Genomic DNA, 24,855 nt, shown 5'->3' with positions numbered 1-24,855 from the left:
CCTCGGCAAAAGCGGTTTGAGCATGGCTTTGGTACATTCAGAGAAACTTCGGAAGGAATTCGTATCATGGCGGCAACCCTAGAACACCACGACGGAATCGCGTTTTTGAATGTGGGCGATACCGAGAATCGGTTTACTGACTCCTGGCTTTCCGAGGTCGAGAAAGCGCTAGAGGAAGTAGTCGACGGCGATTCTTCCGTTTTGCTGACCACTGGCACCGGCAAGTTCTTTTCTAACGGGCTAGATCTGGATTGGGTCAAAGAGCACTTCGACCAGTTCAATTCTTATGCTGCCCGTGTTCAAGTATTGCTGGCCCGATTTCTGACGCTGCCGGTGCCAACGATTGCCCTGGTCAATGGGCATGCCTTCGGTGCGGGGGCAATGCTTGCTCTTGCGCACGATTTCCGGATTATGCGCAACGATCGAGGTTATTTCTGTTTTCCAGAAGTTGATATTCACATTCCGTATTACGCCCGGAATGACCGCTTTGATCCAAGCCAAGCTGACGCCGCAGGCAGCGGTTGCCTCGATGGTTACCGGGCAGCGGCTCTCCGGGGTTGATGCGGCGAGCTGGGGCATTGTGGATAGGGCCGTTTCCGAGGCGGAATTGGCCGCTGCCGGCCAGGAACTAGCCGCTTCGCTCTTGGGTAAAGACAAGGCAACTTTGGGCACCATTAAGTCCCGACTGTTTGAATCTGCAGACGCTTCGCTGCGCGCCTTCTAGACAGAGCGCTTTCACGTTATTTGTTCAGCCAGTTTTGATAATGTTTGGCTATTTTGGTGCCATAAGCAACCAACAACCCCGGACTTTCAAGGAGCATCTACCAATGACTGAACTCAACAGCACAACCGCCCCGCACATCTTGAGGGCCTCGGTGCCAGCTGCGGGGCATGTGTATCCGCACTTAGAGGTCATTCGGGCTTTGGTGCAATCGGGCTATCGGGTCAGTTATTTGATGGGTGAGGGATTCCGTGAGGTCATTGAGGGTACTGGTGCCGAATTTGTTGGTTACGAAAGCGCTTTCCCTCGGCTAGGCGGCGCAACGAACGCTGCTGATTCGACGTCGAAAGCAGCTTTTGCCGGCGACATTCAGAAACTGAACCCGGCTACGGGCATGATCCTCATGGCCAATGACACCGCTGCAATGCTGCCGGTACTCAGCGCTTTTTTTGAATCAGACCGACCAGATCTGGTGCTCTTCGGCTCAGGAGCTCCTGCGGCTGGCATCTTTACCGAGAAAATGAATGTGCCCGCGGTGGCGATGGTTCCGGCTTTTGCTGCGTGGGACGGCGCGGAAGAGTAGATGCTGAAGCGGATGGGTAGTGTCGATCTGAGCGATCCGACGTTCGTGGCAGCAAAAGAAGATTCGCATCGAACACTGAGGGAGTTTGGGCTCGAAGAGTGGAGCGACCGTGTCGGCTTCAATTCCCGGCCTCAAAATGCTTTGGTCTTCATTCCTGAAGCCTTGCAGCCGCATCCGGAAAAGGTTGATCGCAGCGTCTATCACTTTGCCGGCGTCGCCATTAGCGATTCGCAGAGTGAGGTTGATTGGAATCTGCCAACGGACAAAAAGGTGATGCTCATGTCGCTCGGCTCCACCTTTACCCGAAATGTCGCGTTCTACCGGGCATGCATCGAGGCCTTTGGCGGCCTTGAAGACTGGCATGTTGTGCTGCAGATTGGGCCGTTGACAGCCGTCGAGGAGCTGGGTGATATTCCAGCGAACTTTGAGGTGCATTCTTGGGTACCGCAGGTAGCGATCCTCAAGAATGCCGAGCTGTTTTTGACGCACGCGAGGATGGGTGGCTCTCGCGAAGGACTCAGCTTGGGCGTGCCGATGATTGCGGCACCGCAGGCAGTCGACCAGTTCCAGAATGCTGACTCACTAGTTGCTGCCGGAGTTGCGGTGAAGGTGGACGGGTTCGAAGCTACCGCAGCTGATCTCCGCGCGGCTTTCGAAGCAGCCCAGCAACCTGCGATCCGTGAACGATCGGCTGAGATTGCCTTGCAGATGGCAACGCAAGATGGCGTTCAATTCAGCCTGGACTCTATCAAGGCGCTCTTGGGCGAACGCATTTCGGTTTAGCGTCAGACTGTCGCAAGATCGCGTCCGAATAATGGGCATGCCGTCCGAGGGATGGAAGTTTCCTGTGCTTACGGGTCTACTATGACTAAATCATTGAGGATGCGGCAGCTTGGCGTGCGGGACTCTGGGGAGTCTGAAAGCGCGGAGCTGTCTTTAGTGGAAAGCTCGCAGCGATGTCGACTATAGATACAGAGATTCCCAAAGCCAATACACGAGGACGTGTGATTTTGGCGAGCTTGGTCGGAACCTCGATCGAGTTTTATGACTTTTATGTTTATGCCACGGCCGCAGTTTTGGTCTTCCCAAAACTGTTTTTCCCTAATGCCGATGACGTCACCCAGTTGCTTAGTTCGTTTGCGATTTTCGGTGTTGCCTTTGTCGCCCGGCCGCTTGGTTCGATTCTGTTCGGACACTTTGGCGACCGGGTAGGGCGCAAAGGCACGTTGGTTGCATCGCTGCTTACAATGGGTATCGCAACGTTTTTGATCGGTTGTTTGCCAACAGCGCAGATAGGTGGTTGGACATTCTGGGCGCCGGCGTTGCTTGTAGTGCTTCGCTTTGCTCAAGGCTTGGCTCTGGGCGGCGAGTGGAGTGGTGCGGCGTTGCTGGCCACTGAAAATGCGCCCAAAAACAAGCGAGCTATTTACGGCACTTTTCCGCAACTCGGTGCGCCAATCGGTTTCATTATTGCGCACCTGCTCTTCTTGCTGCTCAACCTCACGTTGTCTGCTGATGCTTTTGCCGCGTGGGGCTGGCGTATCCCCTTCCTGGCCAGTGCGGTCATGGTGATTATTGGTCTCTATGTTCGACTCAAATTGGTGGAAACTCCGGCGTTTCAAAAAGTCGTTGAGCAAGGCGAAGTTTCCAAACTGCCGATTGGTCGGGTATTTCGCACCAGCTGGAAGCAGCTCATTTTGGGCACCTTCATCATGCTGGCAACGTATGTGTTGTTCTACCTCATGACCACGTTCACCTTGACGTTTGGCACCACTGCCGCGAGCTTAGATGCGGCAAAGGCCGCTGCTGCCAAGGCCGGCAAGCCGATGACGCAGAGTGCAATCGATGCTTTTGTGCCAGGTCTGGGGTACTCACGCAACGACTTCTTGTTGATGTTGATAATCGGGGTGGTCTTCTTCGGCATTTTCACCCTGGTTGCAGGTCCGATTGCGGAGAAATACGGTCGGCGCAAGTCTTTGCCCGTGATTACCGCGCTGACCTTCGTCTTTGGTCTCTGCTTCGTTCCGTTGGTTGCGGGTGGGTTCGTTGGGGCTATGGCCTGGCTCATCATTGGTTTCACTTTGATGGGACTGACCTTTGGGCCAATGGGCGCGTTTTTGCCCGAGCTCTTCCCTAACAAACGTCCGGTATACCGGTTCTGCGGTTAGCTACAACCTCTCCAGCATCTTGGGCGCGGCTGTGGCGCCGTTTATTTTATCGCCGTCGCGCTTTGGCAAGCCGCAAACGGCAGTACCTGGCTGGTCGGAATCTACTTGAGCGCTATGGCGATCCTGACCTTGATCGCGATTTACCTTTCAAAGGAAACCAAGGACGCCGACTTGGTAGAGCAATCTAGCTAACCTCGTCCGCCGCGCAAACCTTCTGCGCAATTCCAAAAAAGATAGCCAGGCGGCTTTCGGATAGCAAGACATAGTGTCTTGTTGCTATCCGAAAGCCGCCTGGCTATCTTCGATGGTGCTGAAGAGTAACTAGTCCTCGATGGTTGCGATGACCGCGCCAGCTGAAACAGTGTCACCCGCGGTGGCAGTTAGCCCGCGAATGCTCCCGGCCCGGTGCGCCGTCAAAGGCTGCTCCATCTTCATCGCTTCAAGAACCACGATCAGATCGCCCTCGGCGACCTGATCGCCTTCAGCGACTGCCACTTTGACGATCGTGCCCTGCATGGGCGAGGTGAGCGCATCACCATCGGCAGCGGCGGACGCAGCGCCACGGGACCGGCCACCCTTTTTGGCTTTAGCCTTTGGTGTGGCGGCGCGCCCGGAAACGGCCAACGACGCCGGCAAAACAACTTCGAGTCGTTTGCCACCAACCTCAACGGTGACGCGCTGGCGCTCGCCGTCGTCGTCTGCGTCGGCAGGTGCGCCGGGCACAAAGGCTGGCAGGTCATTGACGAACTCAGTTTCAATCCACCGAGTGTGCACGGTGAAAGGGTTCGAGGTAAACGCCGGATCGCTCACGACGGCGCGGTGGAACGGCAACACGGTAGGCATCCCGGTGACGTCCATTTCGTCCAGAGCCCGGCGGGAACGTTCTAGCGCTTGCTGACGAGTCGCGCCGGTCACGATCAGCTTGGCCAGCATGGAATCGAAATTTCCACCAATGACTTCGCCAGATTCAATACCAGAATCGACTCGGACGCCAGGACCACTTGGCAACTTGAGTCTCTCCACTGTTCCAGGGGCCGGCATGAAGTTCCGGCCAGGATCTTCGCCGTTTATGCGGAATTCGAAGGAGTGACCGTGCACCTCAGGATCTGAGTAACCCAGTTCTTCGCCGCGAGCCAACCGGAACTGCTCCCGAACTAAGTCCAGCCCGGAGACCTCTTCGGAGACGGGGTGCTCGACCTGTAACCGGGTATTTACTTCGAGGAAGGAGATGACTCCGTCTTGGCCAACCAAGAACTCGCACGTTCCTGCGCCTTGGTAGCGAGCCTCTTGCAAAATGGCTTTTGACGCTTCATAAAGTCTGGTGTTTTGCTCGGCGCTCAAGAACGGCGCGGGCGCTTCTTCGACGAGCTTTTGGTTGCGTCGTTGCAGCGAGCAATCGCGGGTAGAAACCACCACAACATTGCCGTGCGCATCGGCGAGGCACTGAGTCTCTACGTGTCGGGGTGAATCGAGGAAGCGCTCGACGAAGCATTCGCCCCGGCCAAAGGCGGCGACTGCTTCACGCACTGCGGACTCGTAAGCCTCGGCGATATCTGAGCGGTCTCGCACCACTTTGATGCCGCGTCCGCCGCCACCATAAGCAGCCTTGATAGCTAGCGGAAGGCCAAATTCGTCCGCGAAGTCCAAAACTTCTTGGGTGTTTTGCACGGGATCTTTGGTGCCTGGAACCAGGGGAGCGCCAACGCGTTCAGCGATGTGCCGAGCCTGCACTTTATCGCCCAGCTGCGAAATAGCGTCCGGTGAGGGGCCGATCCAGGTCAATCCGGCGTCCATAACCCGCTGGGCAAACTCGGCGTTTTCGGAAAGGAAGCCGTAGCCGGGGTGAACCGCGTCGGCCCCGCTTTGCGCAGCGACCTCTAATAGCTTGTCCATGGCTAAGTACGACTCGGCCGCATTCTGGCCGCCTAATGCCCAGGCTTCGTCAGCCAAACGCACGTGCAGGGCGTCCCTATCTGGCTCAGCGTAAACAGCCACGGAGGCAATGCCTTCGTCGCGAGCAGCGCGAATGACGCGGACGGCGATTTCGCCGCGATTAGCGATCAGTACCTTGGTGATGGTGGGCACAAAGACTCCTTCTTCTCACTGTGGAGCCTAGCGGTTTTGGGAGGATTTCGCCCAAGAGACATGGCATTTCTGCGTGTATTGCCAGCCGATTTTGTAGACTTTCTACAAAAGGTTGGTGTTTTGCTGAAATGTTACTAGACGGCCCACAGCTCGGTGATGCTCACGCCACTGTTGATCAACAACTCGCGCAAGGTCGAAACTGATAAACCAACCACGGCGTGCGGGTCACCATCCACCCTGGTGATAAAAGCCCCGCCCAAGCTGTCGATGGTAAATGAACCCGCAACTTCCAAGGGTTCGCCGGTGGCAACATAGGCGTCAATTTCAGCGGAAGTCATGGTCGCGAAGTGCACGGTTGCTGACGCCAGCGCGCCCTGTCCAGTTCCCTCTCCCGGTGCTTCTCTCTTGGATCGATTGTCGACGAGCCAATGGCCGGTGTGTAGGACGCCGGAGCGTCCGCTCATGGCTGAGATCCGTTGCTTTGCGACGTCGGCGAGGTGCGGCTTTCCGTACGCTTCGCCGTCGAACTCGAAGACCGAGTCGCAGCCCAGGACTAAGGCAGCTGCCGTTTCGGGCAACTCGGCAACGGCTTCAGCTTTTGCCCGGGCTAACAGCAGCGCCGTTTCTGCCGGCGTCGGCTGACCGGCTGCCGCTGTTGCCGCATCTTCATCGACCGACGAGACCAACACGGTGTGCTGGATCCCGGCTTGCTTCAGCAGCGTAGTTCGAGCCGGTGACGCCGAGGCCAGAACCAGTCGGGCGGTCACCAGGCTTGCTGGACGTTTTGCGGCATTTGCTGGGTCTGTGGTTGCTGGGGAACCTGTGGATTGGCTACTAGATAGGCAGATTGACCCGTGGCGCCGGGCTCACCTTCAGCGAGCGGAATGACGAATGCGGCAGTACCGTAGGCGCACACTTCGGTCCAGGTCTGGCCCATTTCAGAAGTGTCAAAGCGCATCGCGATGATTGCGTTGGCGCCCTTTTGCTGCGCTTCGTTGACCATCCGGTTCATCACCTCGTGGCGGCTTTCGTAAAGTGCTTTGGTCATTTCCGGCAACTCGCCGCCACCAAGCGAGCGAAAGCCCGCCGTGATATTCGCGCCAATATTCCGGGCGCGAACGGTCAATCCCATTACCTCACCGAAAATCGCGTCGATCTTGTAACCCGGAACGTCGTTACTGGTGACGATGATCATTTTTGCCCCTTTATTTCGGAAAACCTCGGAGTTAGCCTATCTCAGCAGTCCCCAGATTCAACAGCAATATTGGCCTTGAAATCGCTGTGTTGTTCAGTGAATTCACCCGTCGAACCAAGCAAGCCCGTCGAATCACCACAACCCGTCGAGTGTCGACTTGTGGTCGGTTTGCGGCGCGAAATCCGACCACAAGTCGACACTCGACGAGCTTGGAACGCTTAGACGAGACCCAATCTGGCGTGCAACCCACGGTGTACCGTGGTGCGGAGTTCAATGGCATAGGCCTGAAGCTCGGGCATGCCTAGCTCCTGAGCAACCGCGATCTCTGCTTCGAGGTCATAAGGGACGCGAACAAATTGCATCGAGAAGCCATCTCGTACTGAGCCATTAAGGGTGCCTTCTAAGATCAGGTACGAAGCAGTGGGCTCATCGAGTGGATTTCCGGTGCTGCCAACGTTGGCAAGGGTTCGGCCTTCGTGGACTTTCAGATAAGCATCGTGAATATCGCCGCAACAGACGATGCTCGGCGTGGGGCTGTCCCCAGTCATTTCAGTGCTGGCGAACATGTCCTCGAACTGTTGTTGCGTATGCGCCAGCTGGATGCGAACGTGTGGACTTTCTGCCGAGGCGTGCACCAGCCGAATGACGCGACCGCTCAGCTCAATGGTGTGCACCAGCGGCAGCGTTCGCAACCAATCAAGGTCGGCATCCGTAAGCTCATGGTGCCACCACCAGCCAGCTTCATCGCGATTTGGCTCAGATTCTTGCGCTAAGAATTCGTCCCAGTTTCCGCGCACGGTAACTTCGCAATGAGCTTTGCTCAGCCGAACACATTCGGAACCTCGCGGTCCCTTGCCCACCACGTCGCCAAGATTGTAGATCGCGTCGATATCGCGCGACGCGATGTCCGCTAGCGCTGCTTTGAACGCCGTAACGTTGCCGCGCAGATCGGAGATGAGGGCAATTGGGCCATCGGGCCAGGCTACTGGCTGTCCGCTTGGTTTCCGTCGAGTGTCGACTTGTGGTCGGTTTGCGCGTCGCAAACCGACCACAAGTCGACACTCGACGGATCGTGGTGAAGGGGGCTAGCCCAGCAGTGCGGTCTTGAGCACGTCTAGTGGCAAACCACCGAGGTTTAGCGCCTCGGTGTGGAAGGATTTAACGTCGAACGCTTCGCCCTCACGATTTTCGCGCTCAGCCCGAATCTCTTCCCAGATGCGCTGGCCAACCTTGTAGGACGGCGCCTGGCCCGGCCAGCCTAGGTAGCGCAAGTACTCGAAATTTAGCTGGCCATCGGACATGTCCAAGTTCTTTCGCAAGAATTCCAAGCCAGATTCGGCAGTCCAAACTCCGGAGCCCCACTGTTCCGGGACTTCAAGTTCTAGGTGCAGGCCGATGTCAAAAACGACGCGCGCGGCGCGCATGCGCTGCCCATCTAGCATGCCCATTTTGTCGCCGGGATCAGAGAGATATCCCAGTTCGTCCATCAGCCGCTCAGCGTAGAGTGCCCAGCCTTCGCCGTGGCCGGAGACCCAACACATATTGCGCCGCCAAGTGTTCAACAGGCCGCTCTGGTAGGCAGCGGTTGCGCACTGCAAGTGGTGCCCCGGCACGCCCTCGTGATAGACCGTGCTGACTTCGCCCCAAGTAGTAAAGGAGTCCTCGCCTTCAGGAACTGACCACCACATCCGGCCCGGACGGGAGAAATCATCAGTCGGTGGGGTGTAGTAAACGCCGCCATCTTGAGTTGGTGCAATCATGCATTCGAGCTTCTTCATGATGTCTGGAATGTCGAAATGCACGCCAGCAAGTTCTTTGACCGCGGTATCTGATAAGCCCTGCATCCAGGATTGCAAGGCATAGGTGCCGTGTAACTGACGGGCCGGATCATTATTGAGGACTTGCTTGGCTTCTTCGATGCTGGCGCCGGGCTTGATCAGCTCAGCAACGGCTTTCTGCTCAGCAATGATTCGAGCGAGTTCCTCGACACCCCAACGGTAGGTGTCTTCGAGATCAACGGTTGCGCCCAGGAAGTCGCGCGAGGCCAAGGCATAACGCTCGCGCCCCACTGCGTCTTTTTCTGGCGCAACTGGCAACAGCTCATCGTTGAGGAAATTCACTAGGTCGCGATACGCCGCCTTCGCCTTTTCCGCACCCTGGTGCAATTTGCCACGCAGGTCGCCGTCATCGCTTGCCCCCGCAACCAATTTATCGAAGAAACCGCCATCTTCGGCATAACGGGTGACCTGCTCAACCACGGTTTTGACTTGGCGAATTGCCGCTACTTTGCCAGCTTCTTTTGCGGCGGCAAGGCTTTCGATGTATCCGTCGATGGCCTTCGGCACGTTAGCCAAACGGCCTGCAATGTGCCCCCACTGTTCGTCGGTATCGGTTGGCATCAAGTCGAAGATGGCGCGGATTTCTTGCGCCGGTGAAGCGATGTTGTTGAGCGAGGCTAGCGTCCAGCCCGAGTTATAGGTCTCAATTTCCAGGCCGATCCGTTCGCGCATCGCGCCCAGGGTGACCTGGTCGACGTCGTCGGTGGCTTCTAAGGAGTCCAGGGCCGCAAGGGTCTGCACGGCAAGATCGTTCAAACTGGCAAGCCCAGCGGGAGAGTGATCGTGGTATTCAGTTTCGTATCCGGAAACGCCAAGCATGGTGGCTAGTTCCGGGTTTAGATCGAAGAGCTGCAGGCTATATTTTTCTGCAGCTGCATCGATGGCTGACGGGGTACGAGTTGGTTTGGTGTTCTCAGTCACATAGAGAGCCTAATCCGCCCCCGGCTTTTGAGATAGTCAGCGCCAAGCGCTGCGTCGCCAAGCGCCCGGTCCTGGCGTAGGAGCCAGCCGCAATCGTTCACGACGAATCCAGGCGCGGCCGTGCTCCACTGAATCAGCTGCTTCCGCACCGGATTCTGCTGAAGCCAGCGCCAGTACGACGGCGGTCAAGGCCGCGAGGTCTTCTGCGTTCGGGTTCTCTTTGGTTACCTGAAAGAGCGGCAGCTGGGCAGTTAGTTCAGAGGCGAAAGCCTCTTCGATGAGTTCGGTCATAGCGGGATGTTCCCGTGTTTTTTGGCCGGCAAACTGGAGCGCTTGTCACGGAAAGCGCGCAGACCTCTGATGATTTGCGAGCGGGTTTCTGATGGGCTAACCACCGCATCAACGTAGCCAAGCTGCGTGGCTTGGTAAGGGTTCAACAGTTCTTCTTCGTATTGCTGAATGAGGTCTGCACGTAAGGCTTCAGTGTCTTGGGCCGCTGCCAGTTCACGACGGTAGAGAATATTGACAGCACCCTGCGCACCCATGACGCCAATTTGCGCTGACGGCCAGGCTAAATTGAGATCCGCACCCAGCTTCTTGGACCCCATCACGATGTAAGCACCACCGTAAGCTTTGCGAGTAATGACCGTCAGCTTCGGCACGGTAGCCTCCGCATAGGCATAGAGAAGTTTTGCACCACGGCGAATAATGCCTTGGAATTCTTGATCTTTACCGGGCAAGAAGCCAGGGACGTCGACCAAGGTCAGAATCGGGATGTTAAAGGCATCACAGTGCCGCACAAAGCGGGCAGCTTTTTCCGAAGCGTTGATATCTAGCGTGCCGGCAAATTGCATCGGCTGATTCGCAACGATGCCCACTGTATGGCCTTCAACCCGGCCGTAGCCGATGATGACGTTTGGCGCGTAAAGTGCCTGCATTTCCAGAAAATGACCGTCGTCGATGATGTTTTCAATCACGGCGCGCATATCGTACGGCTGGTTCGCGGAATCAGGGATTAACGTATCCAAAGCTAGATCGTCCGAACTGATTTCCAGCTCTTGATCGTGTTCGGTCGGCGGCGCTTCCGAGAGGTTATTGGATGGCAGGAAGTCCAAGAGCTCGCGGACAAATTCAATGGCATCAACTTCATCGGCGGCCAGATAGGTGGAGGTTCCGGTGGTGACGTTATGTTGACGCGCGCCGCCAAGCGTTTCCATATCGACGTCTTCACCAGTGACAGTCTTAATGACATCAGGCCCAGTGATGAACATATGCGAGGTCTTATCTACCATCACCACGTAGTCAGTAAGGGCGGGCGAATACGCTGCGCCGCCAGCAGAGGGTCCCATGATGATTGAAATCTGCGGTACTACACCGGATGCGTGCACGTTGTTGCGGAAAATGTCCGCGAACATTGCCAAGGACGCTACGCCTTCCTGAATTCGTGCGCCGCCGCCGTCGAGGATGCCGACCACCGGGCAGCCATTTCGTAACGCAAACTCTTGTACTTTGAAGATTTTTTCGCCGTTGACTTGGCTGAGCGATCCGCCGTAAACCGAGAAGTCTTGACTGTAAACGGCTACCGTTCTGCCATCCACAGTCCCATAGCCAGAAACTAAGCCATCACCAAGCGGCTTCTTCTTTTCCATGCCGAATGCTGTTGAGCGATGCACTGCCAGCGCGTCGAATTCGACGAAACTACCTTCGTCTAGAAGTAAGGCAATGCGCTCTCGGGCGGTGTTTTTGCCGCGTGCATGTTGCTTTTCGATTGCTTCCGGTCCCGAAGGCTGGGCCGCCTGAGCAATCCGATCGCGGAAATCTGCAATCTTTCCCGCGGTGGTGGTCAGGTCATGGCTCATTGTTGCTCCGGTTCCTCGTCCAACATCAGGTTACTGATGATATTTGGATATTTCCTCTAAACCTCAGCCTAGTTTAGCTAGTCGCGGATTCCTTGAAGATGTAGGAAACCTACAAATATCCCGAGAACATCATGGCAAGTTACCCGTCAGAAACGCGCTTTCGCTCAGCTCCGCATCGGCTGCTGAGTAGCTTCGCCCGGATAAGATCGAAGCATGAGTCATTCAATCGAGGAGTCGCGTCTCGCCCTAAATATAGGCGACTTGCGTTCGCGATTATTGGCGCCAGCTGGACCGGTTTCGAGGCTTGACTGGTCGGAGGCGCTCGCCTCAACAAACACTGAGTTGGCAGCTGTTGTCACTCGACATGAAGCAGAATGGCCGGACTTCAGTGTGCTCACGGCGGAAGTTCAAACTGCTGGCAAAGGACGCTTAGAAAGAAATTGGCAGGCGCCTCAGGGGTCGGCGTTGGCAATTAGTGTGCTGCTTAGACCGCAAAACCTCGCTGTGGAGACGTTCGGCTGGTTATCGATGATGAGCGCAGTCGCGGTATGTCAGACCTTGCGCAACGTCGGCGTCGAAGCAGGTATCAAATGGCCAAACGATGTTTTGGTTCGAGGCGCTGATGGCGAAGCCAAAAAGGTCTGTGGAACCTTGGCTCAGCTGGTAGCTTTACCCGGCAAATCGCCAGTAGTCGTGCTGGGTACCGGAATTAACGTCTCGCAATCAACTGAGGAATTGCCCACTGAAACTTCCAGCTCAGTATTGGTTGCCGGTGGCACCTCGATTGATCGCAACCACTTGTTGGAAGACTATCTGCGCAGGCTCAACGAGCTTTATCAACGGCTTCAATTGGCACAACTACCGGTGCGTAGCTCGGGCGAAGGAATTCCCAGTTTGCGTCAAGAGGTCACCGATCTTCTGATCACCTTTGGCCAACAAGTCCGGGCGGAATTGCCCGGCGGAGTTTATTCGTATGGTCGAGCCAGCGGAATTGATGCTCAGGGCGCGCTATTAGTGACCGACGCGGCCGGCAGTACTACCACGATCTCCGCGGCCGACGTCGTGCACTTGCGCCGAGCGGATGGGCAAGGCATCGGTTATGCGTAAGTGGCTGGTACCAGGGGAGCAAGTCATCGTCATCACCCGACCGCACGCCCGAAAGCTGGCCCTTCCCGCGATCATCGCAATCTTGTTGCCAACCGCACTCGGCATTGGGTTGGCTTGGTTAAGCCGAGCTTATTGGGGCCCACAGTGGGACTCATGGCGCGCGGCGAGTCAGTTCGTTGCTGTGGCGTTGACGATTGTGGTGCTGCTCTTTTTTTCGTTGCGCCGCTACCTGAAGTGGTTTGCTACCTCCTATATCTTGACCAGCAGGCGCATTGTGATCCGAAAAGGAGCGCTCACGCGTGGACAAACGGATATTCCGCTTTTCTCCTTGCTTACCTTCAACGTGAGCCAAGGTGTTGCACAGCGAATGCGGCGGTGCGGGAATATAACCTTGATTTCGGGGGTCGGCGAGTCGGTGGTGGTTCGTGAGGTTCCCGAAGTGATTAAGTTCAAAAACTTGACTCTTGACGCGATTGAGGAACTACCGCACTCGGCGTTACTAGGCGAAGAACATATGCCATGGGAACCGGGCCAGATGAGCCCAGTGCAACTTGCCGGAGAGGGGGAGCGTGGACGAGACAGCAATTGGTGATGAAGAGTTCGTCGAAGAACTTGCGCCGCCCAGCTTGGCTGAACAAACTCCTGCTGACATCTCGCTTCCTAGTGCACTGCGTCGAGATGTGCGCGCTTTGGAGGCGCAGTTACTTGGCGGCGAGCGGAGTCTGCGACGTCGTGAAGTGGCAGCTGCTGCGGGAGTTTCGTTGCTTTCCGCGCGGAAAATTTGGCGCGCATTGGGCTTCCCTAATCTTGGCGACGATGACAAGGCCTTCACGCCAAGCGATGAGCGCGCGCTCAGCAACATTATTGACCTGGTTCGGGCTGGCAAGCTGACTGAAGATGCGGCAATATCGCTGAGCCGATCAGTGGGCCAGATGACTGACCGGATTGTGGTGTGGCAAGTCGAAGCGATGATTGAGGATATGGTCGCCCAACGCGGCTTGACTGATGCGCAGGCACGGCAGGAATTGGTGACGGCGTTACCGGAGTTGGTTGAGCCGCTCCAAGAAATGCTGACGTATGCCTGGCGTAGGCAATTCGCAGCCGGTGTGCAGCGAATGGCGGTGCGTGCGCAATCTGGTTTGGAAGCTAGCGAAGCAGGGCGCGACGGCGACGAGGACGACGCACCGTTGCCGTTGGCCCGCGCGGTAGGGTTTGCTGACTTAGTTAGTTACACCTCGCTGTCGCGCCGGATGAATGAGAAAACCTTGGCGCAGTTGGTGCAGCGTTTTGAAAACAAGTGCGCTGAGATCATTTCGGTTGGCGGCGGCAGGCTGATCAAGACGATCGGCGATGAAGTCCTCTACACCGCTGAGACACCGGTTGCTGGTGCCGAAATTTCGCTGGCGCTCGCGCAGGCATTCACCGAAGACGAAGTGCTGCCGCAGGCCCGAGTTTCCATGGTGTGGGGCAGAATTCTGTCCCGTCTGGGCGATATTTATGGTCCGACCGTTAATCTCGCTGCCCGGCTTACCGCCTTGGCCGAGCCGGGGACGGTTCTGGTTGACGGTGTGACAATGGCGGCTTTGAAAAAAGACGAACGGTTTATCTTCACCCCGCTTCCGAGCCAGAACGTGCGTGGTTTTGGCGACGTTGAACCGATCTTATTGAGTCGAGGTCGCGGCAGCGGGCTGGTCTTGGACTAAGGGTTCAAACCTGGTCTGGATGGGGAGAAGTCCCCGTTGTATTAATCGATCATGCAGTGCAAACTGGATAAGCTGGTTATTCCAGAGTATTGGCAAATTCATGTTTGCTGGGGGACTCGGGTGTCGATTGCTTCATGAAGGTTTGGCTGTAAATGGCTTTGGTTAATTTTGCGAAAAAACTGAGGAACCGATCGCGGTTTTTCGCCGCAGGTGGCATGGTGATTGCTGGTACAGTCCTGGTGACTAGCGCGGTGATCTATCCGGGGTTCACTACTGCCGATGTGAATCTTAATGATGGTGGTATTTGGGTGACTAATCGGAGTAAGAATCTGGTTGGTCATTTGAATTATCAGTCGAAGACTCTTGATGGTGGTTTTACGGCGACGTCGGCTGGTTTTGATGTTTTGCAGCAGGCGAGCAATGTTTTTATGGATAATGATTCTGGTTCGTTGCTTGCTGGCGTTGATGTTCCGCAAATGTCGCTGTTGCCGGACACCAAACTTGGCGGCAATAAGCAAATATCGCTCGGCTCCGGAGTTTTGGCTTTGGTGGATAAAGCGAAGAAGAGTGTCTGGGCGGTTACCGCGGGAAACGCCGGCTCATTCGATGACAAAAGCAGCAAACCGTTGCTGGAAAACCTGGCAAATCCAGTAGCTTCGGTTGGGCTGGATGACACTATCTACGTTGCCGATGGTCAAACCGGCATCTTAACCAGCATTTCACTCGATGCAGCGGGCACGGTGACGGGTAAGAAAGAGTCGAAGATTGAGGGGCTTGGTACGGAGGCGAAGTTGCAGATCACTGTGGTGGGTGATCAGGTTGTTATTTTTGATCCGAGTGCATCGAAGCTTTATTTGCCCGGTAACAAGATTGTTGATGTTGATCAGGCTCGTGGTGCCCAGTTGCAGCAGTACAGCGCGGGTAGTTCTTTTGTGGCGATTGGTTACGTCTAAGGGGTTGGTTGAGCAGCCGTTGGATGGTTCGGCGTCGCGTAGTTTTGATTTGAAGGGTTCTGGTACGCCGCCGGCTCCGGTGCAGCAGTCGGGTTGTGTGCATATGGCGTGGTCTGGTGCGAGTAAGTATGTGCGGTATTGCGATGGTGGGGATAACCGGCTTGTTGATGTGCCGAAGGCTGCTGCGGGGGCGTTGTTTGCTTTCCGGCAAAACCGGGACATTGTGGTGCTCAATGATGTGAGTGCGGGCACGGTGCGGTTGGTGAATAAGAACATGATCATTGTTGATAACTGGCAGGATTTGGAAACTCAGACGAAGAATAGTCCGGATGCGCAGAAGGAGTCTGCTGATCCGATTTTTGTGAATACGTTGCCGGATCGGACGAAGCCTAATCGTCCGCCGAATGCGGTGGCGGATGAGTTTGGGGTGCGGGCTGGTAGGACGACGTTGTCGCCGGTTTTGTTTAATGATTCTGATCCGGATGGTGATGTTTTGACGGTGGTGCCGCCGTCGGAGCAGCCGGCTATTGGTCAGTTGCAGACGGTTTATGGTGGTACGGGTTTGCAGTTGAGTGTGCCGGCGGGGACGACGATTGGTAGTGCGCAGTTTGCGTATACGGCTGATGATGGTCGTAATGGTTCGGCGTCTGCTCCGGTAGCGATTAGGGTGGTGCCTGATTCGGAGAATAATCCGCCGAAACAGTTGCGTGAAACTACGTTGGTGGTTGAGCAGGGTAAGTCGATTTCGCAGAATATTTTGACTGATTGGCGTGATCCCGACGGCGACGACATCTACCTTTCCAGCGCGGTCTCGGATGACAATAGCGCCCAGATCAAGACCACACCGGATGGTCAGCTGGTCTATGCAGACAACAGCGAGGCTCCCGGACAAAAAACTCTAACCGTTCAGGTTTCAGACGGCCGGGCAGTTACCTCCAAGCAGATCAAAATTGTCATTAAGCCAGTCGGATCGGTGCCACCAATCGCCAACGCCGATTATTTTCGCGCCGTCGTGGGCCAAGAGATCTCAATCGCACCTTTGAAGAACGACGTCGACCCCTCTGGGCAAGAGCTGCGTTTAGCGCAAGTCGAGCGGACTAATACTGCCGAAATGTCCGACATTCAGGACAGTAGTTTCTTCACGTTCAAGAGCAATTCGGCAGGTGCGGTGTACTTGACCTACCAAGTGAGCAATGGACCGCAGAGTTCTACTGGTTTGATCCGTATTGAAGTAGCTCAGTCTCAAGAACAAAGCCCGCCCATCGCGGTAAAGGATGTTGCGCAACTGCCCGCTGGTGGCAGTACCCTCGTGGATGTTTTAGGCAAGGACACCGATCCAAGCGGCGGCGTACTAGTGGTCAAATCGGTGAGCGTGCCGAATGGTGCCGCAGTAACAGCAACAGTTTTAGAGCACAACGTAGTCAAGATTGTTGACCAGCCCGGCATCATCTCACCGGTAGAGATCAATTACACGGTCGCGAACGCCTATGGCACCAGTGTTGGCTAGATTGCTGTTACGCCGATTCCTCGGCCATCAAAGTTAGCGCCGCCAACAGTGCTGCCGGATGAAGCTGTGGTCCGGGTCGGTGACATTGTGAACATCCCGGTGCTTGCCCACGACTCAGATCCTAATGGTCAACCGCTGAAGATGTTGCAAATAGTTACCGCGCCCAGCAGCGGCACGATGTTTGTGGATCAAGATCGGTTGCGATTTATAGCTGGGGACCAACCAGGAACTTTTACTGCGATTTACCGGGTGGCAAACAGCATCGATTCGGGTTCGCCGCAATTCGGTTCTGCCGCAGTGAACATCCAAGTCTTGCCGGCCGATCCCGGGCACAACCAAGCACCAGTGCCGAAGCCGCTCACAGGCCGTGTCATCGCGGGTACCTCGACCAATATTGACGTCCCGTTGGATGGCATTGATCCGGACGGCGACTCGGTGGAACTTGTTGGCATCGATAAGGCGCCCGGCCTGGGTACCGCAATTGTCGCCAGCAATTCCATCCGGTACACCGCGGCGTCGAGCTCCGCGGGCACGGATACCCTTACCTATAAAGTGCGCGATCGCTTGGGCGCCGAATCAACTGGGACTGTCCGTGTTGGTGTTGCGCCGATTCAAGTGCAAAACCATCCACCGGTGGCCAACGATGATGTGATTTCGATGCGGCCGGGCCGCAACGTTGCTTTAGACGTGTTACTCAACGATTCCGATCCCGACGGCGATCCGTTAGGCGTTGTGCCCGATAAGTTCGAGGGCCCGGCAGAGATGAAGCCACATCTGTCCGAACAAGGTCGCGTCATTGTCACCTCGCCGAAGGACCCGGGCGACTACACCATGAACTACACGATTTCCGATGGTAAGGGTGGCACGTCCAACGCGCATATCAAGATGAAGGTCACACCGGATTCTCCGCTCAAGGCACCGATTGCAAGCGACGATCACTTCACCGAACAAGAAACCTTAGGCAAAACCGCAGTTGATGTACCGGTGCTCAAAAACGACGAAGACCCGGACGGCACCACCGACGACGTGAAACTCAGCCTCGACCCGACGAACAGCACGGCGTCAATAGCTGCCAATGGCAACATCAGAGTTAGCCTGACGCAAGAGTCGCAGTTGATTCCGTACACCATCACTGACGTGGATAACCTCACGGCAAAAGCCATCATCTGGGTGCCGGGGCTAGGCAAGCAGTACCCGGTACTCAAGCCCGGAGAGCTCGACGTCGTGGCCGGCCAAAGCGTAACGCTGGACCTCAATGAGCATGTGAAAGTTCGCGACGGAAAATCACCGCGAGTTACCCAGATCGACCGAGTCACGCTGATCGGGGCAAGCAGCCAGGACGCGGTGGCCGAGGGTGGCACCAAGATCGTTTATCAAGCCAATTCCGATTTTTATGGCAAGGGATCAATCACCTTTGAGGTAACGGACGGCAACGGACCAAACGATCCGGAGGGTCTGAAATCGACGCTTACCGTCTGGGTCAATGTGAAACCGGATCTGAATAACAATCGGCCACCGGTATTTTCCGGAACGTCATTGAATGTGGCCAAGGGAGAGCAGAACGAACTCGATTTGGGCACGCTTGCCCAAGACCCTGACTCGGATGACAACGACAAGCTCAAATTCTCGTTCGACGGCGACCAACCGAAAGATTTCGAAGCGTCCTTGGACGGTAAGAAACTCAAGGTCACGGTCAAGGGCGATGTGCAACCCGGTGCTACCGGAATCTTGCCGTTGAAGGTTTCCGATGGTCACAACCATGAGGTGAAAGCCAGCATCACGTTGGTGGTAACCTCGACGAATAAGCCGTGGGCCGTGGCCAACGACGACTCAGTACCTGATGCTTTAGCCGGGCGCTCACAAACTGAATCGCTCCGGTGTGTCCGGAGGGTTTCTCAGACGATGAGCCTGTCGGCGGCTGCCGTGCTCTGGTAGTGATTGTAGTAGTGGTTTTCTAGCTCTACTGGTGGGATGTCTCCGCAGTACTGGTAGAGCCTTCGGTGGTTGTACCAATCGGCCCATTCAGCGGTGCCGATTTCGACTTCTTCTAGAGTCCGCCAGGGCTTGCCGGGTTTGATCAGCTCGGTCTTATAAAGCCCGTTGATGGTTTCCGCCAAGGCGTTGTCGTAACTATCACCCACAGAACCGATCGAGGGGCGGATACCGGCCTGGGCCAGGCGTTCGGTGAAGGCCAAGGAGGCGTATTGAGCCCCGGCATCGTGATGATGAATCACCCCGGAAATCTCAGCCCCGGCCCGTTCACGACTCCAGATTGCCTGATTAACTGCGTTGAGCACTAGCACGGTGTTCATAGAAGCACTCGCTGACCAGCCCAGGATCCTCCGAGAGTAGGCATCGATCACGAAGGCAACATAGACCCACCCGGACCAGGTCGAAACATAGGTGAAATCATCTACCCATAGCCGATCCGGTGCCGTTGGTGTGAAATCACGGCGGACCAAGTCCTTCGCTCGGGCTGCCTTCGAGTCTTTGATCGTGGTGCGTTTGACCTTGCCACGGACCGCACCCTGTATGCCAAGTAACCCCATGAGCCGTTCTACCGTGCACCTGGCCACCGGCACACCTTCACGGTTCATCGCCAACCAGACTTTCCTGGTGCCGTGCACCCCGTAATTAGCGGCATACACCTTCTGGATCACGGGCTTGAGCACCTCATCACGTTGTTCTCGGTGAGATCGTGTTTTATCCACCCATTCGTAGTACGTGGACGGGGTGGTCTTCACCCCGTCCCAGTAAGCACCTGGCAGATCGACTCGACACCCCACCGCAATCCATTATTCTCGCGGTGACCGGCATGGTCCTTGATGTATTTCACGATCAGTGTTGTGGCGGTCGAGTTCGACCGCGAAAAAAGCTGAAGCACTCCGAAGGATCGCGTTCGCCCGTTTCAGCTCAGCGTTCTCACGCCGTAACCGTTTCAGCTCGGCCGATTCCGTGCTCGTTGTTCCAGTTCTAGTACCAACATCGATCTCGGCTTGCCGGACCCATTTACGCACCGTTTCCGGCACACCCACACCCAAAAGCTGGGCAACTTTTTGCATCGCCGCCCACTCCGAAGACGCACCCTCCATCTCCGCACGATCCTTCAACTCCTGCGGATACCGTGTCGTAGTTTTCCCTGCCATGTCCTGATCCTCTCAAACAAGAAAGTCTCCGGACACACCGGGGCGATTCACCCTGAGCAAGATCGTCACCGATCTGGAGCCGGTCGCTCAGGTTGTCACCAAGCAGAAGGAACAGCAGGAGCAGACCTCCGCGAACTAATCCGGAGATCACTACCTGTTCTAAGTTCTGGAACAGCAAAAACCCGCAGCATTCCGATGCCGCGGGTTTTTTGCTGTGCCAGAAAATTTCGGTGCAATGCGGCAAGATGGTCTTGTGAGCACATCAGAATCGGATTCTCCCGCACCCGCAGCCACCCCTGCCGCCACCCTGCGGGCAGAGTACAGCAAACTCGTTGAAGACATTCGGCACTATCGATTTGCCTATTACAACGAGGCAGAGTCGCTGGTGTCAGACGCCGAATTCGATGTGCTCTTTCGTCGACTTGAAGAGATCGAAGCGCTGCATCCGGAGCTAATCAGTAATGATTCACCAACTCAAGAAGTTGGTGGAGAGGTTTCGGCCGCGTTTACGCCGGTTCAGCACACCAGCCAGATTTATAGCCTCGAAGATGTTTTCTCGATCGAAGAGCTGCAAAGCTGGATCATCAAAGCCCAGGCCAACGCAGAGAAGCTAGCGGGCAGCATTGTGGCGGAACGCCCGTTACGTTGGCTGACCGAACTCAAAATTGATGGGCTCGCGGTGAACTTGCTCTACCGCAATGGCCAACTTGTCCGCGCGGCCACTAGGGGCGACGGCATCACTGGCGAAGACATTACACATAATGTTTTGACGATCCAAGAGATTCCGCGGCAATTACGGGGCGAAAATCTGCCTGAGGAAGTAGAAATTCGCGGCGAAGTTTTCATCGCTTCAAAAGACTTCTTGGCGCTCAATGAACAGATTGTTGGCACGGGCCGGGCTCCCTTTGCGAATCCGCGAAATGCTGCGGCTGGATCGTTACGGCAGAAAGATCCCGCAGACACGGCAAAACGACCGCTCAGTATGTTGGTGCACGGCATCGGTTCGCGGATCGGTCTAGATGTTGCTAGCCAGTCTGAAAGCTACGCATTGCTCAAAGCTTGGGGGCTGCCCACCAGCCCGTATTTCAAAGTATTGACTGGCTACCAAGAAGTCTTGGATTACATCAATCATTACGGCGAGCATCGGCATGATCTGCTGCATGAGATTGATGGCATTGTCATCAAAATTGACGATTTCGCTAGCCAAAATGCCTTGGGCTTCACTTCCCGAGTTCCGCGATGGGCGGTCGCTTATAAGTACCCACCTGAAGAAGTGCATACCAAGCTGTTAGACATTCTGGTCAACGTCGGCCGGACCGGCAGGGTGACACCCTTTGGGGTTATGGAGCCCGTCAAAGTAGCCGGATCCACCGTGGAGATGGCCACGCTGCACAACCAGGACGTGGTTAAGGCCAAGGGCGTTCTGATCGGGGACACCGTGGTGCTGCGCAAAGCTGGTGACGTCATCCCGGAGATTGTTGGGCCGGTCCTTGCCCTGCGCGACGGTAGGGAACGTGAATTCGTGATGCCAACAGAATGTCCGTCCTGTGGCACTGCCTTGGCGCCGGCCAAAGAGGGCGATGTTGATATTCGCTGTCCTAATGCAAAGTCGTGCCCGGACCAATTACGCGAGAGGGTGTTCCACCTGGCCGGTCGCGGTGCGTTCGATATCGAGGCGCTGGGTTGGGAGGCGGCGATTGCACTTACCCAACCGGCTGAACCAGAGCTAGCGCCAGTTCGCAATGAGGCGCAAATTTTCAACTTGGTCGCAGAAGACTTAGCTCTGGTCAAGATTAAGCGTGAAAAAAAGGTGAAGGGCGTGCTCAGCGGTGTGCATGAGCTGGTGCCCTATTTCTACTCAAAGGGTACCGAGGAAAAACCTTCTGAACCGACGTCTAATACCGTGAAACTTTTTATCGAATTGGAGAAGGCCAAGGCACAACCACTTTGGCGAGTGCTGGTGGCGCTTTCCATCCGGCACGTTGGGCCCACAGCATCGCGGGCATTAGCCACCGCCTTTGGCTCAATGGCAGCAATTCGCGCCGCTTCCGAACCGGAATTGGCTGAGGTCGACGGCGTGGGCCCCACGATTGCCGCAGCCCTTATTGAATGGTTTGCCGAAGATTGGCATCGCGAAATCATTGACGCTTGGGCGGCGGACGGCGTCCGAATGGCAGATGAACGCGACGAATCGGTAAGACGAACGTTGGCAGGACTCACCATTGTGGTGACCGGCTCTTTGGAAAAGTTCAATCGAGATCAAGCCAAGGAAGCGATCATCAACAGGGGCGGTAAATCTGCCGGTTCAGTATCAAAAAATACTGATTACGTGGTGGCGGGAGAAAACGCTGGCACTAAGCTAGATAAGGCCGAAAAGCTAGGTGTCACGGTGCTTGATGAAGCTGGGTTTGAGACATTGTTGGCGCACGGTCCAGACCACAGCGCTGAAGCTGAAGAAAATGAATCTGAGGGGTCTACAACAAATGACTGAAGTCACTACGGCTGAGTTACTGCAAGTTGCTAAGGACTCAGCGGCGGCGGGTGCCCGCGTGCTGGCTGGACGTGATCCCAGTAAGTTCTCCGAAAACATGAAAAGTGGCGACACAGATTTAGTCACTGAATTCGATTTCGCTGCCGAAAGCGCGGTTCGTGAAGCGATTCTTTTGGCGCGGCCACGCGACGTGATCACGGGGGAGGAGCTTGCGCCGGCCATTCCCGAACAGGCATCGGGATACCGCTGGTCGGTTGACCCGCTTGACGGCACAATGAACTTCATTCGCAATATCGCTTATTACTGCACCTCCGTGGCCGTCGCGGGTCCGGATGGCGCCTGGCTGGCCGGCGTCGTAACAGCACCGGCATTGAACCGAAGCTATTTTGCGAGCCTCGGTGCTGGAGCTTGGGTTGAGGAAGTAAGCCCTGATGGCACACTGGCAACCAAGGAACTCAAAGGGCCGAAACAGCAGCGTACGGGCAAATTGCTTTCAACTAGCTTGACCTATGTTCCGGAAATGCAAGCCCGGTTGATCGGTGAGCTTGAAGCACGTATGACCGGATTCGGTGATTTTCGGCGGCTAGGCTCGGCAGCTTTGGAATTGTGCGCCATTGCGGACGGCGGCCTTGATGCATACCTAGAATACGGGCTCAACGAGCATGATTTCGCGGCGGGTGCGCTTATCGCTGAAGAGGCGGGCGCTTGGGTCCGGCGGCCGGAGCTTTCCTCAGCTTTGAATGGCTTGCCGCCGCGTGAAGAGAGTCTGGCTGCGTGGACAGCTGCATCGATTCCGGAATTAGCCGGGACGTTCAGCCCAGAAACGTTCAGCCCAGAAGGCTGATGAAGACGTCGAAGCTGGCCAGGTCCTCGAACGTAACTAACACGAGAGTCCCGAGGGAGGGGCAATGGGTTCCCTATGGCAAGCAGCATTTGCCGCCTTGCAGCATTCGGAGTTTCGCGAGGGCTATGCGCAATTAGTGCTTGGTACGGATCCGAAGTCAGTTGATCCTGAGGTATTGCGGCGCTTGGAAAGCACCGGCCTACTCAGCGTGAAAAACGGCCAACTAGCCGTAAACCCTGAGTTCTTCGCGCAGTCCTTGCAATTGGATCAACAAGCAAAGCCGCAGGGACCAACGCGATACCTTCGTCTTGAAAAGTTGGGAATGATGCCAACAAACCTTCGGGACCGCCGCGAAGTGTTGAGCCTGATTTGCAGGCGACTTTTTGAACCTGGAAAACACTACCCTGAGCGAGAGGTCAATAGCCTGCTTCGGGTAGTCAGCGACGATGTCTCTGGCCTTCGTCGAGCCTTGGTCGATGGCGGTCTTTTGGCCCGGATTCCCGATGGGTCCAGCTATTGGTTAACTGATTCGGAACTGAGTGCAACACCATGATTACCGCCTTGGCCGTGCACAATTTCCGCTCGATCCGGGAGCTGGTTCTAGATCTACACGGCCTCGATGTCATTACCGGCGCCAATGGTTCTGGAAAGTCGAATCTGTACCGGGCGCTCAGGCTACTTGCGGAGTGTGGCAGTGGTGCAGCCATTGGGTCCTTGGCCCGTCAAGGCGGTCTCGAATCTGTCCTGTGGGCTGGACCAGATCAGCTCAGCAATGCGCCGCGGCGAGGCGGCCGTTCAAGGTACTCTGCGACGCGAGTCGATCAGTCTGCGACTGGGATTCGCTAGCTCCGACTTTGGTTATATTTCAGATCTGGGATTACCGCTGCCGGACGACGATGAGAAGCACCCTACGGCTTTTGGCCGAGATCCGCAGATCAAACGTGAGCAGATCTTTGCCGGCCCAGTTGCTCGTCCTGCGGCAGTACTTGCGGATCGAAAAGGGTCCTTTGCCAGCAGCCGGGCCGAAGATGGCACAGTTCACGAACTGAGCAGGTCCCTGCAGAATCACCAATCGATCTTGAGTGAAGTGGCTGATCCGCAACGAGCTCCTGAGTTGCATCGAGTACGGCGAATGATGCGAGCCTGGCGTTTTTATGACCACTTTCGTACCGATGATCAGGCTCCGGCACGCCAACCTCAAGTTGGTACGCGCACAGAGGTCTTGAGCGATACCGGTAACGACCTTGCCGCCGCACTGCAAACCATCATCGAGAGCGGCGGCGATGGCAGGCTTGCCCAGGCGATCGACCGTGCATTTCCCGGCCGCTCGGTAGCGGTACACGTTGAAGCCGGCATGTTCCTCACGACCTTTAGCCAACCTGGCATGCTTCGGGCGCTCAACGCGGGCGAACTTTCCGATGGCACGCTTCGCTATCTGCTCCTTTGCGCTGCATTGCTCACCGTGCGTCCTCCCGAACTTATGGTGCTGAATGAGCCGGAAACGTCCTTGCATATTGATTTATTGCCAGCAGTTGCCGAACTTATCGTAGAGGCCGCTGAAAGCTACCAAATAATTGTGGTGACTCATTCAGAAAAATTGATCGCGCATTTGGAGCACAGCAAAAAAGTACATCGTCATGAACTTGTGAAGGAGCTTGGCGAAACTAAGATCCAGGGTCAAGGGCTTTTAGATGGCCTGCCGTGGACCTGGCCGGTCCGTGGCAGGATGTGAAT

At 55.9% G+C, this 24,855-nt stretch carries 22 protein-coding genes and 2 pseudogenes; 16 read left to right on the top strand and 8 right to left on the bottom strand.

Annotated features, from left to right (window positions below; genetic code table 11):
- The first annotated feature begins 66 nt into the window (after positions 1 to 66).
- From RSAL33209_RS13025 to RSAL33209_RS13015, 5 genes and pseudogenes are all read left to right on the top strand, one after another.
- Positions 67 to 561, top strand: a complete 495-nt coding sequence (locus RSAL33209_RS13025) for an enoyl-CoA hydratase-related protein (protein WP_012246328.1) — start codon at positions 67 to 69, stop codon at positions 559 to 561.
- Positions 530 to 724 carry a Clp protease/crotonase-like domain-containing protein gene (locus RSAL33209_RS19360; RefSeq protein WP_267895905.1) on the top strand — a complete coding sequence of 65 codons (195 nt, stop codon included), beginning with the start codon at positions 530 to 532 and terminating at the stop codon, positions 722 to 724. Before RSAL33209_RS13025 ends, RSAL33209_RS19360 begins: the two co-directional genes overlap by 32 nt.
- Before the next feature lie 103 nt (positions 725 to 827).
- Complete coding sequence (locus tag RSAL33209_RS16565; RefSeq protein WP_145962092.1) at positions 828 to 1,304, top strand: glycosyltransferase; 477 nt, start codon at positions 828 to 830, stop codon at positions 1,302 to 1,304.
- A 12-nt stretch (positions 1,305 to 1,316) separates the two neighbouring features.
- Entirely contained in the window at positions 1,317 to 2,087 is a 771-nt protein-coding gene (locus RSAL33209_RS16560; protein WP_158539320.1) for a nucleotide disphospho-sugar-binding domain-containing protein, read from the top strand.
- A gap of 173 nt (positions 2,088 to 2,260) precedes the next feature.
- A pseudogene (locus RSAL33209_RS13015) lies at positions 2,261 to 3,664 on the top strand (MFS transporter).
- Between the two features lie 129 nt (positions 3,665 to 3,793).
- Here RSAL33209_RS13015 and RSAL33209_RS13010 read toward each other — a convergent pair.
- The 7 genes from RSAL33209_RS13010 to RSAL33209_RS12980 form a co-directional block, all read right to left on the bottom strand.
- A complete protein-coding gene (locus tag RSAL33209_RS13010; RefSeq protein ID WP_012246324.1) occupies positions 3,794 to 5,557 on the bottom strand; it encodes an acetyl/propionyl/methylcrotonyl-CoA carboxylase subunit alpha in 1,764 nt (587 codons plus the stop codon).
- Between the two features lie 134 nt (positions 5,558 to 5,691).
- A complete protein-coding gene (locus RSAL33209_RS13005; protein ID WP_012246323.1) occupies positions 5,692 to 6,324 on the bottom strand; it encodes a Maf family protein in 633 nt (210 codons plus the stop codon).
- Positions 6,321 to 6,752, bottom strand: a complete 432-nt coding sequence (locus tag RSAL33209_RS13000; RefSeq protein WP_012246322.1) for a YbjQ family protein — start codon at positions 6,750 to 6,752, stop codon at positions 6,321 to 6,323. Before RSAL33209_RS13000 ends, RSAL33209_RS13005 begins: the two co-directional genes overlap by 4 nt.
- A gap of 218 nt (positions 6,753 to 6,970) precedes the next feature.
- Positions 6,971 to 7,804, bottom strand: coding sequence for a metallophosphoesterase family protein (locus tag RSAL33209_RS12995; protein WP_012246321.1), 834 nt, complete (start codon positions 7,802 to 7,804; stop codon positions 6,971 to 6,973).
- Positions 7,805 to 7,837: 33 nt separating this feature from the next.
- The gene (locus tag RSAL33209_RS12990) at positions 7,838 to 9,511 is read right to left on the bottom strand and encodes a DUF885 domain-containing protein (RefSeq protein WP_012246320.1); all 1,674 of its coding nucleotides are present in this window, start codon (positions 9,509 to 9,511) and stop codon (positions 7,838 to 7,840) included.
- 36 nt (positions 9,512 to 9,547) lie between these two features.
- Entirely contained in the window at positions 9,548 to 9,802 is a 255-nt protein-coding gene (locus tag RSAL33209_RS12985; protein ID WP_012246319.1) for an acyl-CoA carboxylase subunit epsilon, read from the bottom strand.
- Positions 9,799 to 11,370, bottom strand: coding sequence for an acyl-CoA carboxylase subunit beta (locus RSAL33209_RS12980; RefSeq protein WP_012246318.1), 1,572 nt, complete (start codon positions 11,368 to 11,370; stop codon positions 9,799 to 9,801). The genes RSAL33209_RS12985 and RSAL33209_RS12980 overlap by 4 nt, the downstream gene beginning before the upstream one ends.
- Before the next feature lie 213 nt (positions 11,371 to 11,583).
- Between RSAL33209_RS12980 and RSAL33209_RS12975 the strand changes: the two genes are divergently transcribed.
- The 6 genes from RSAL33209_RS12975 (at position 11,584) to RSAL33209_RS16545 (ending at position 18,575) form a co-directional block, all read left to right on the top strand.
- Positions 11,584 to 12,477, top strand: a complete 894-nt coding sequence (locus tag RSAL33209_RS12975; RefSeq protein WP_012246317.1) for a biotin--[acetyl-CoA-carboxylase] ligase — start codon at positions 11,584 to 11,586, stop codon at positions 12,475 to 12,477.
- On the top strand, positions 12,470 to 13,069 hold the full coding sequence (locus tag RSAL33209_RS12970; RefSeq protein WP_012246316.1) for a PH domain-containing protein: 600 nt from the start codon (positions 12,470 to 12,472) through the stop codon (positions 13,067 to 13,069). Before RSAL33209_RS12975 ends, RSAL33209_RS12970 begins: the two co-directional genes overlap by 8 nt.
- Positions 13,070 to 13,103: 34 nt before the next feature.
- Positions 13,104 to 14,180 carry an adenylate/guanylate cyclase domain-containing protein gene (locus RSAL33209_RS12965; protein ID WP_012246315.1) on the top strand — a complete coding sequence of 359 codons (1,077 nt, stop codon included), beginning with the start codon at positions 13,104 to 13,106 and terminating at the stop codon, positions 14,178 to 14,180.
- A 152-nt stretch (positions 14,181 to 14,332) separates the two neighbouring features.
- Positions 14,333 to 15,133, top strand: coding sequence for a hypothetical protein (locus RSAL33209_RS16555; protein WP_012246314.1), 801 nt, complete (start codon positions 14,333 to 14,335; stop codon positions 15,131 to 15,133).
- 4 nt (positions 15,134 to 15,137) lie between these two features.
- A complete protein-coding gene (locus RSAL33209_RS16550) occupies positions 15,138 to 16,640 on the top strand; it encodes an Ig-like domain-containing protein (RefSeq protein ID WP_012246313.1) in 1,503 nt (500 codons plus the stop codon).
- A 48-nt stretch (positions 16,641 to 16,688) separates the two neighbouring features.
- A complete protein-coding gene (locus RSAL33209_RS16545) occupies positions 16,689 to 18,575 on the top strand; it encodes an Ig-like domain-containing protein (RefSeq protein WP_049758997.1) in 1,887 nt (628 codons plus the stop codon).
- Here the strand turns inward: RSAL33209_RS16545 and RSAL33209_RS17215 are convergent.
- A pseudogene (locus RSAL33209_RS17215) lies at positions 18,536 to 19,786 on the bottom strand (IS3 family transposase). The gene RSAL33209_RS16545 and the pseudogene RSAL33209_RS17215 sit on opposite strands and share 40 nt — an antisense overlap.
- A gap of 235 nt (positions 19,787 to 20,021) precedes the next feature.
- On the opposite strand from RSAL33209_RS17215, the gene ligA reads away from it, so the two are divergent.
- The 5 genes from ligA to RSAL33209_RS12930 all read left to right on the top strand — a co-directional run bounded on the left by ligA (position 20,022) and on the right by RSAL33209_RS12930 (position 24,853).
- Entirely contained in the window at positions 20,022 to 22,277 is a 2,256-nt protein-coding gene (gene ligA, locus RSAL33209_RS12945; protein ID WP_041685784.1) for an NAD-dependent DNA ligase LigA, read from the top strand.
- Entirely contained in the window at positions 22,270 to 23,121 is an 852-nt protein-coding gene (locus RSAL33209_RS12940) for an inositol monophosphatase family protein (RefSeq protein ID WP_012246310.1), read from the top strand. The genes ligA and RSAL33209_RS12940 overlap by 8 nt, the downstream gene beginning before the upstream one ends.
- Before the next feature lie 64 nt (positions 23,122 to 23,185).
- Positions 23,186 to 23,674, top strand: coding sequence for a DUF2087 domain-containing protein (locus RSAL33209_RS16540; protein ID WP_012246309.1), 489 nt, complete (start codon positions 23,186 to 23,188; stop codon positions 23,672 to 23,674).
- The gene (locus tag RSAL33209_RS18915; protein ID WP_012246308.1) at positions 23,671 to 23,967 is read left to right on the top strand and encodes an AAA family ATPase; all 297 of its coding nucleotides are present in this window, start codon (positions 23,671 to 23,673) and stop codon (positions 23,965 to 23,967) included. Before RSAL33209_RS16540 ends, RSAL33209_RS18915 begins: the two co-directional genes overlap by 4 nt.
- Positions 23,894 to 24,853 carry an AAA family ATPase gene (locus RSAL33209_RS12930; RefSeq protein ID WP_233494206.1) on the top strand — a complete coding sequence of 320 codons (960 nt, stop codon included), beginning with the start codon at positions 23,894 to 23,896 and terminating at the stop codon, positions 24,851 to 24,853. The genes RSAL33209_RS18915 and RSAL33209_RS12930 overlap by 74 nt, the downstream gene beginning before the upstream one ends.
- Positions 24,854 to 24,855: the final 2 nt, after the last annotated feature.

The organism is Renibacterium salmoninarum ATCC 33209 (assembly GCF_000018885.1).
Taxonomy (GTDB): Bacteria; Actinomycetota; Actinomycetes; order Actinomycetales; family Micrococcaceae; genus Renibacterium; species Renibacterium salmoninarum.
Note: the sequence above shows the minus strand (reverse complement) of the source record. Positions and strands in the feature narration are given on the sequence as shown.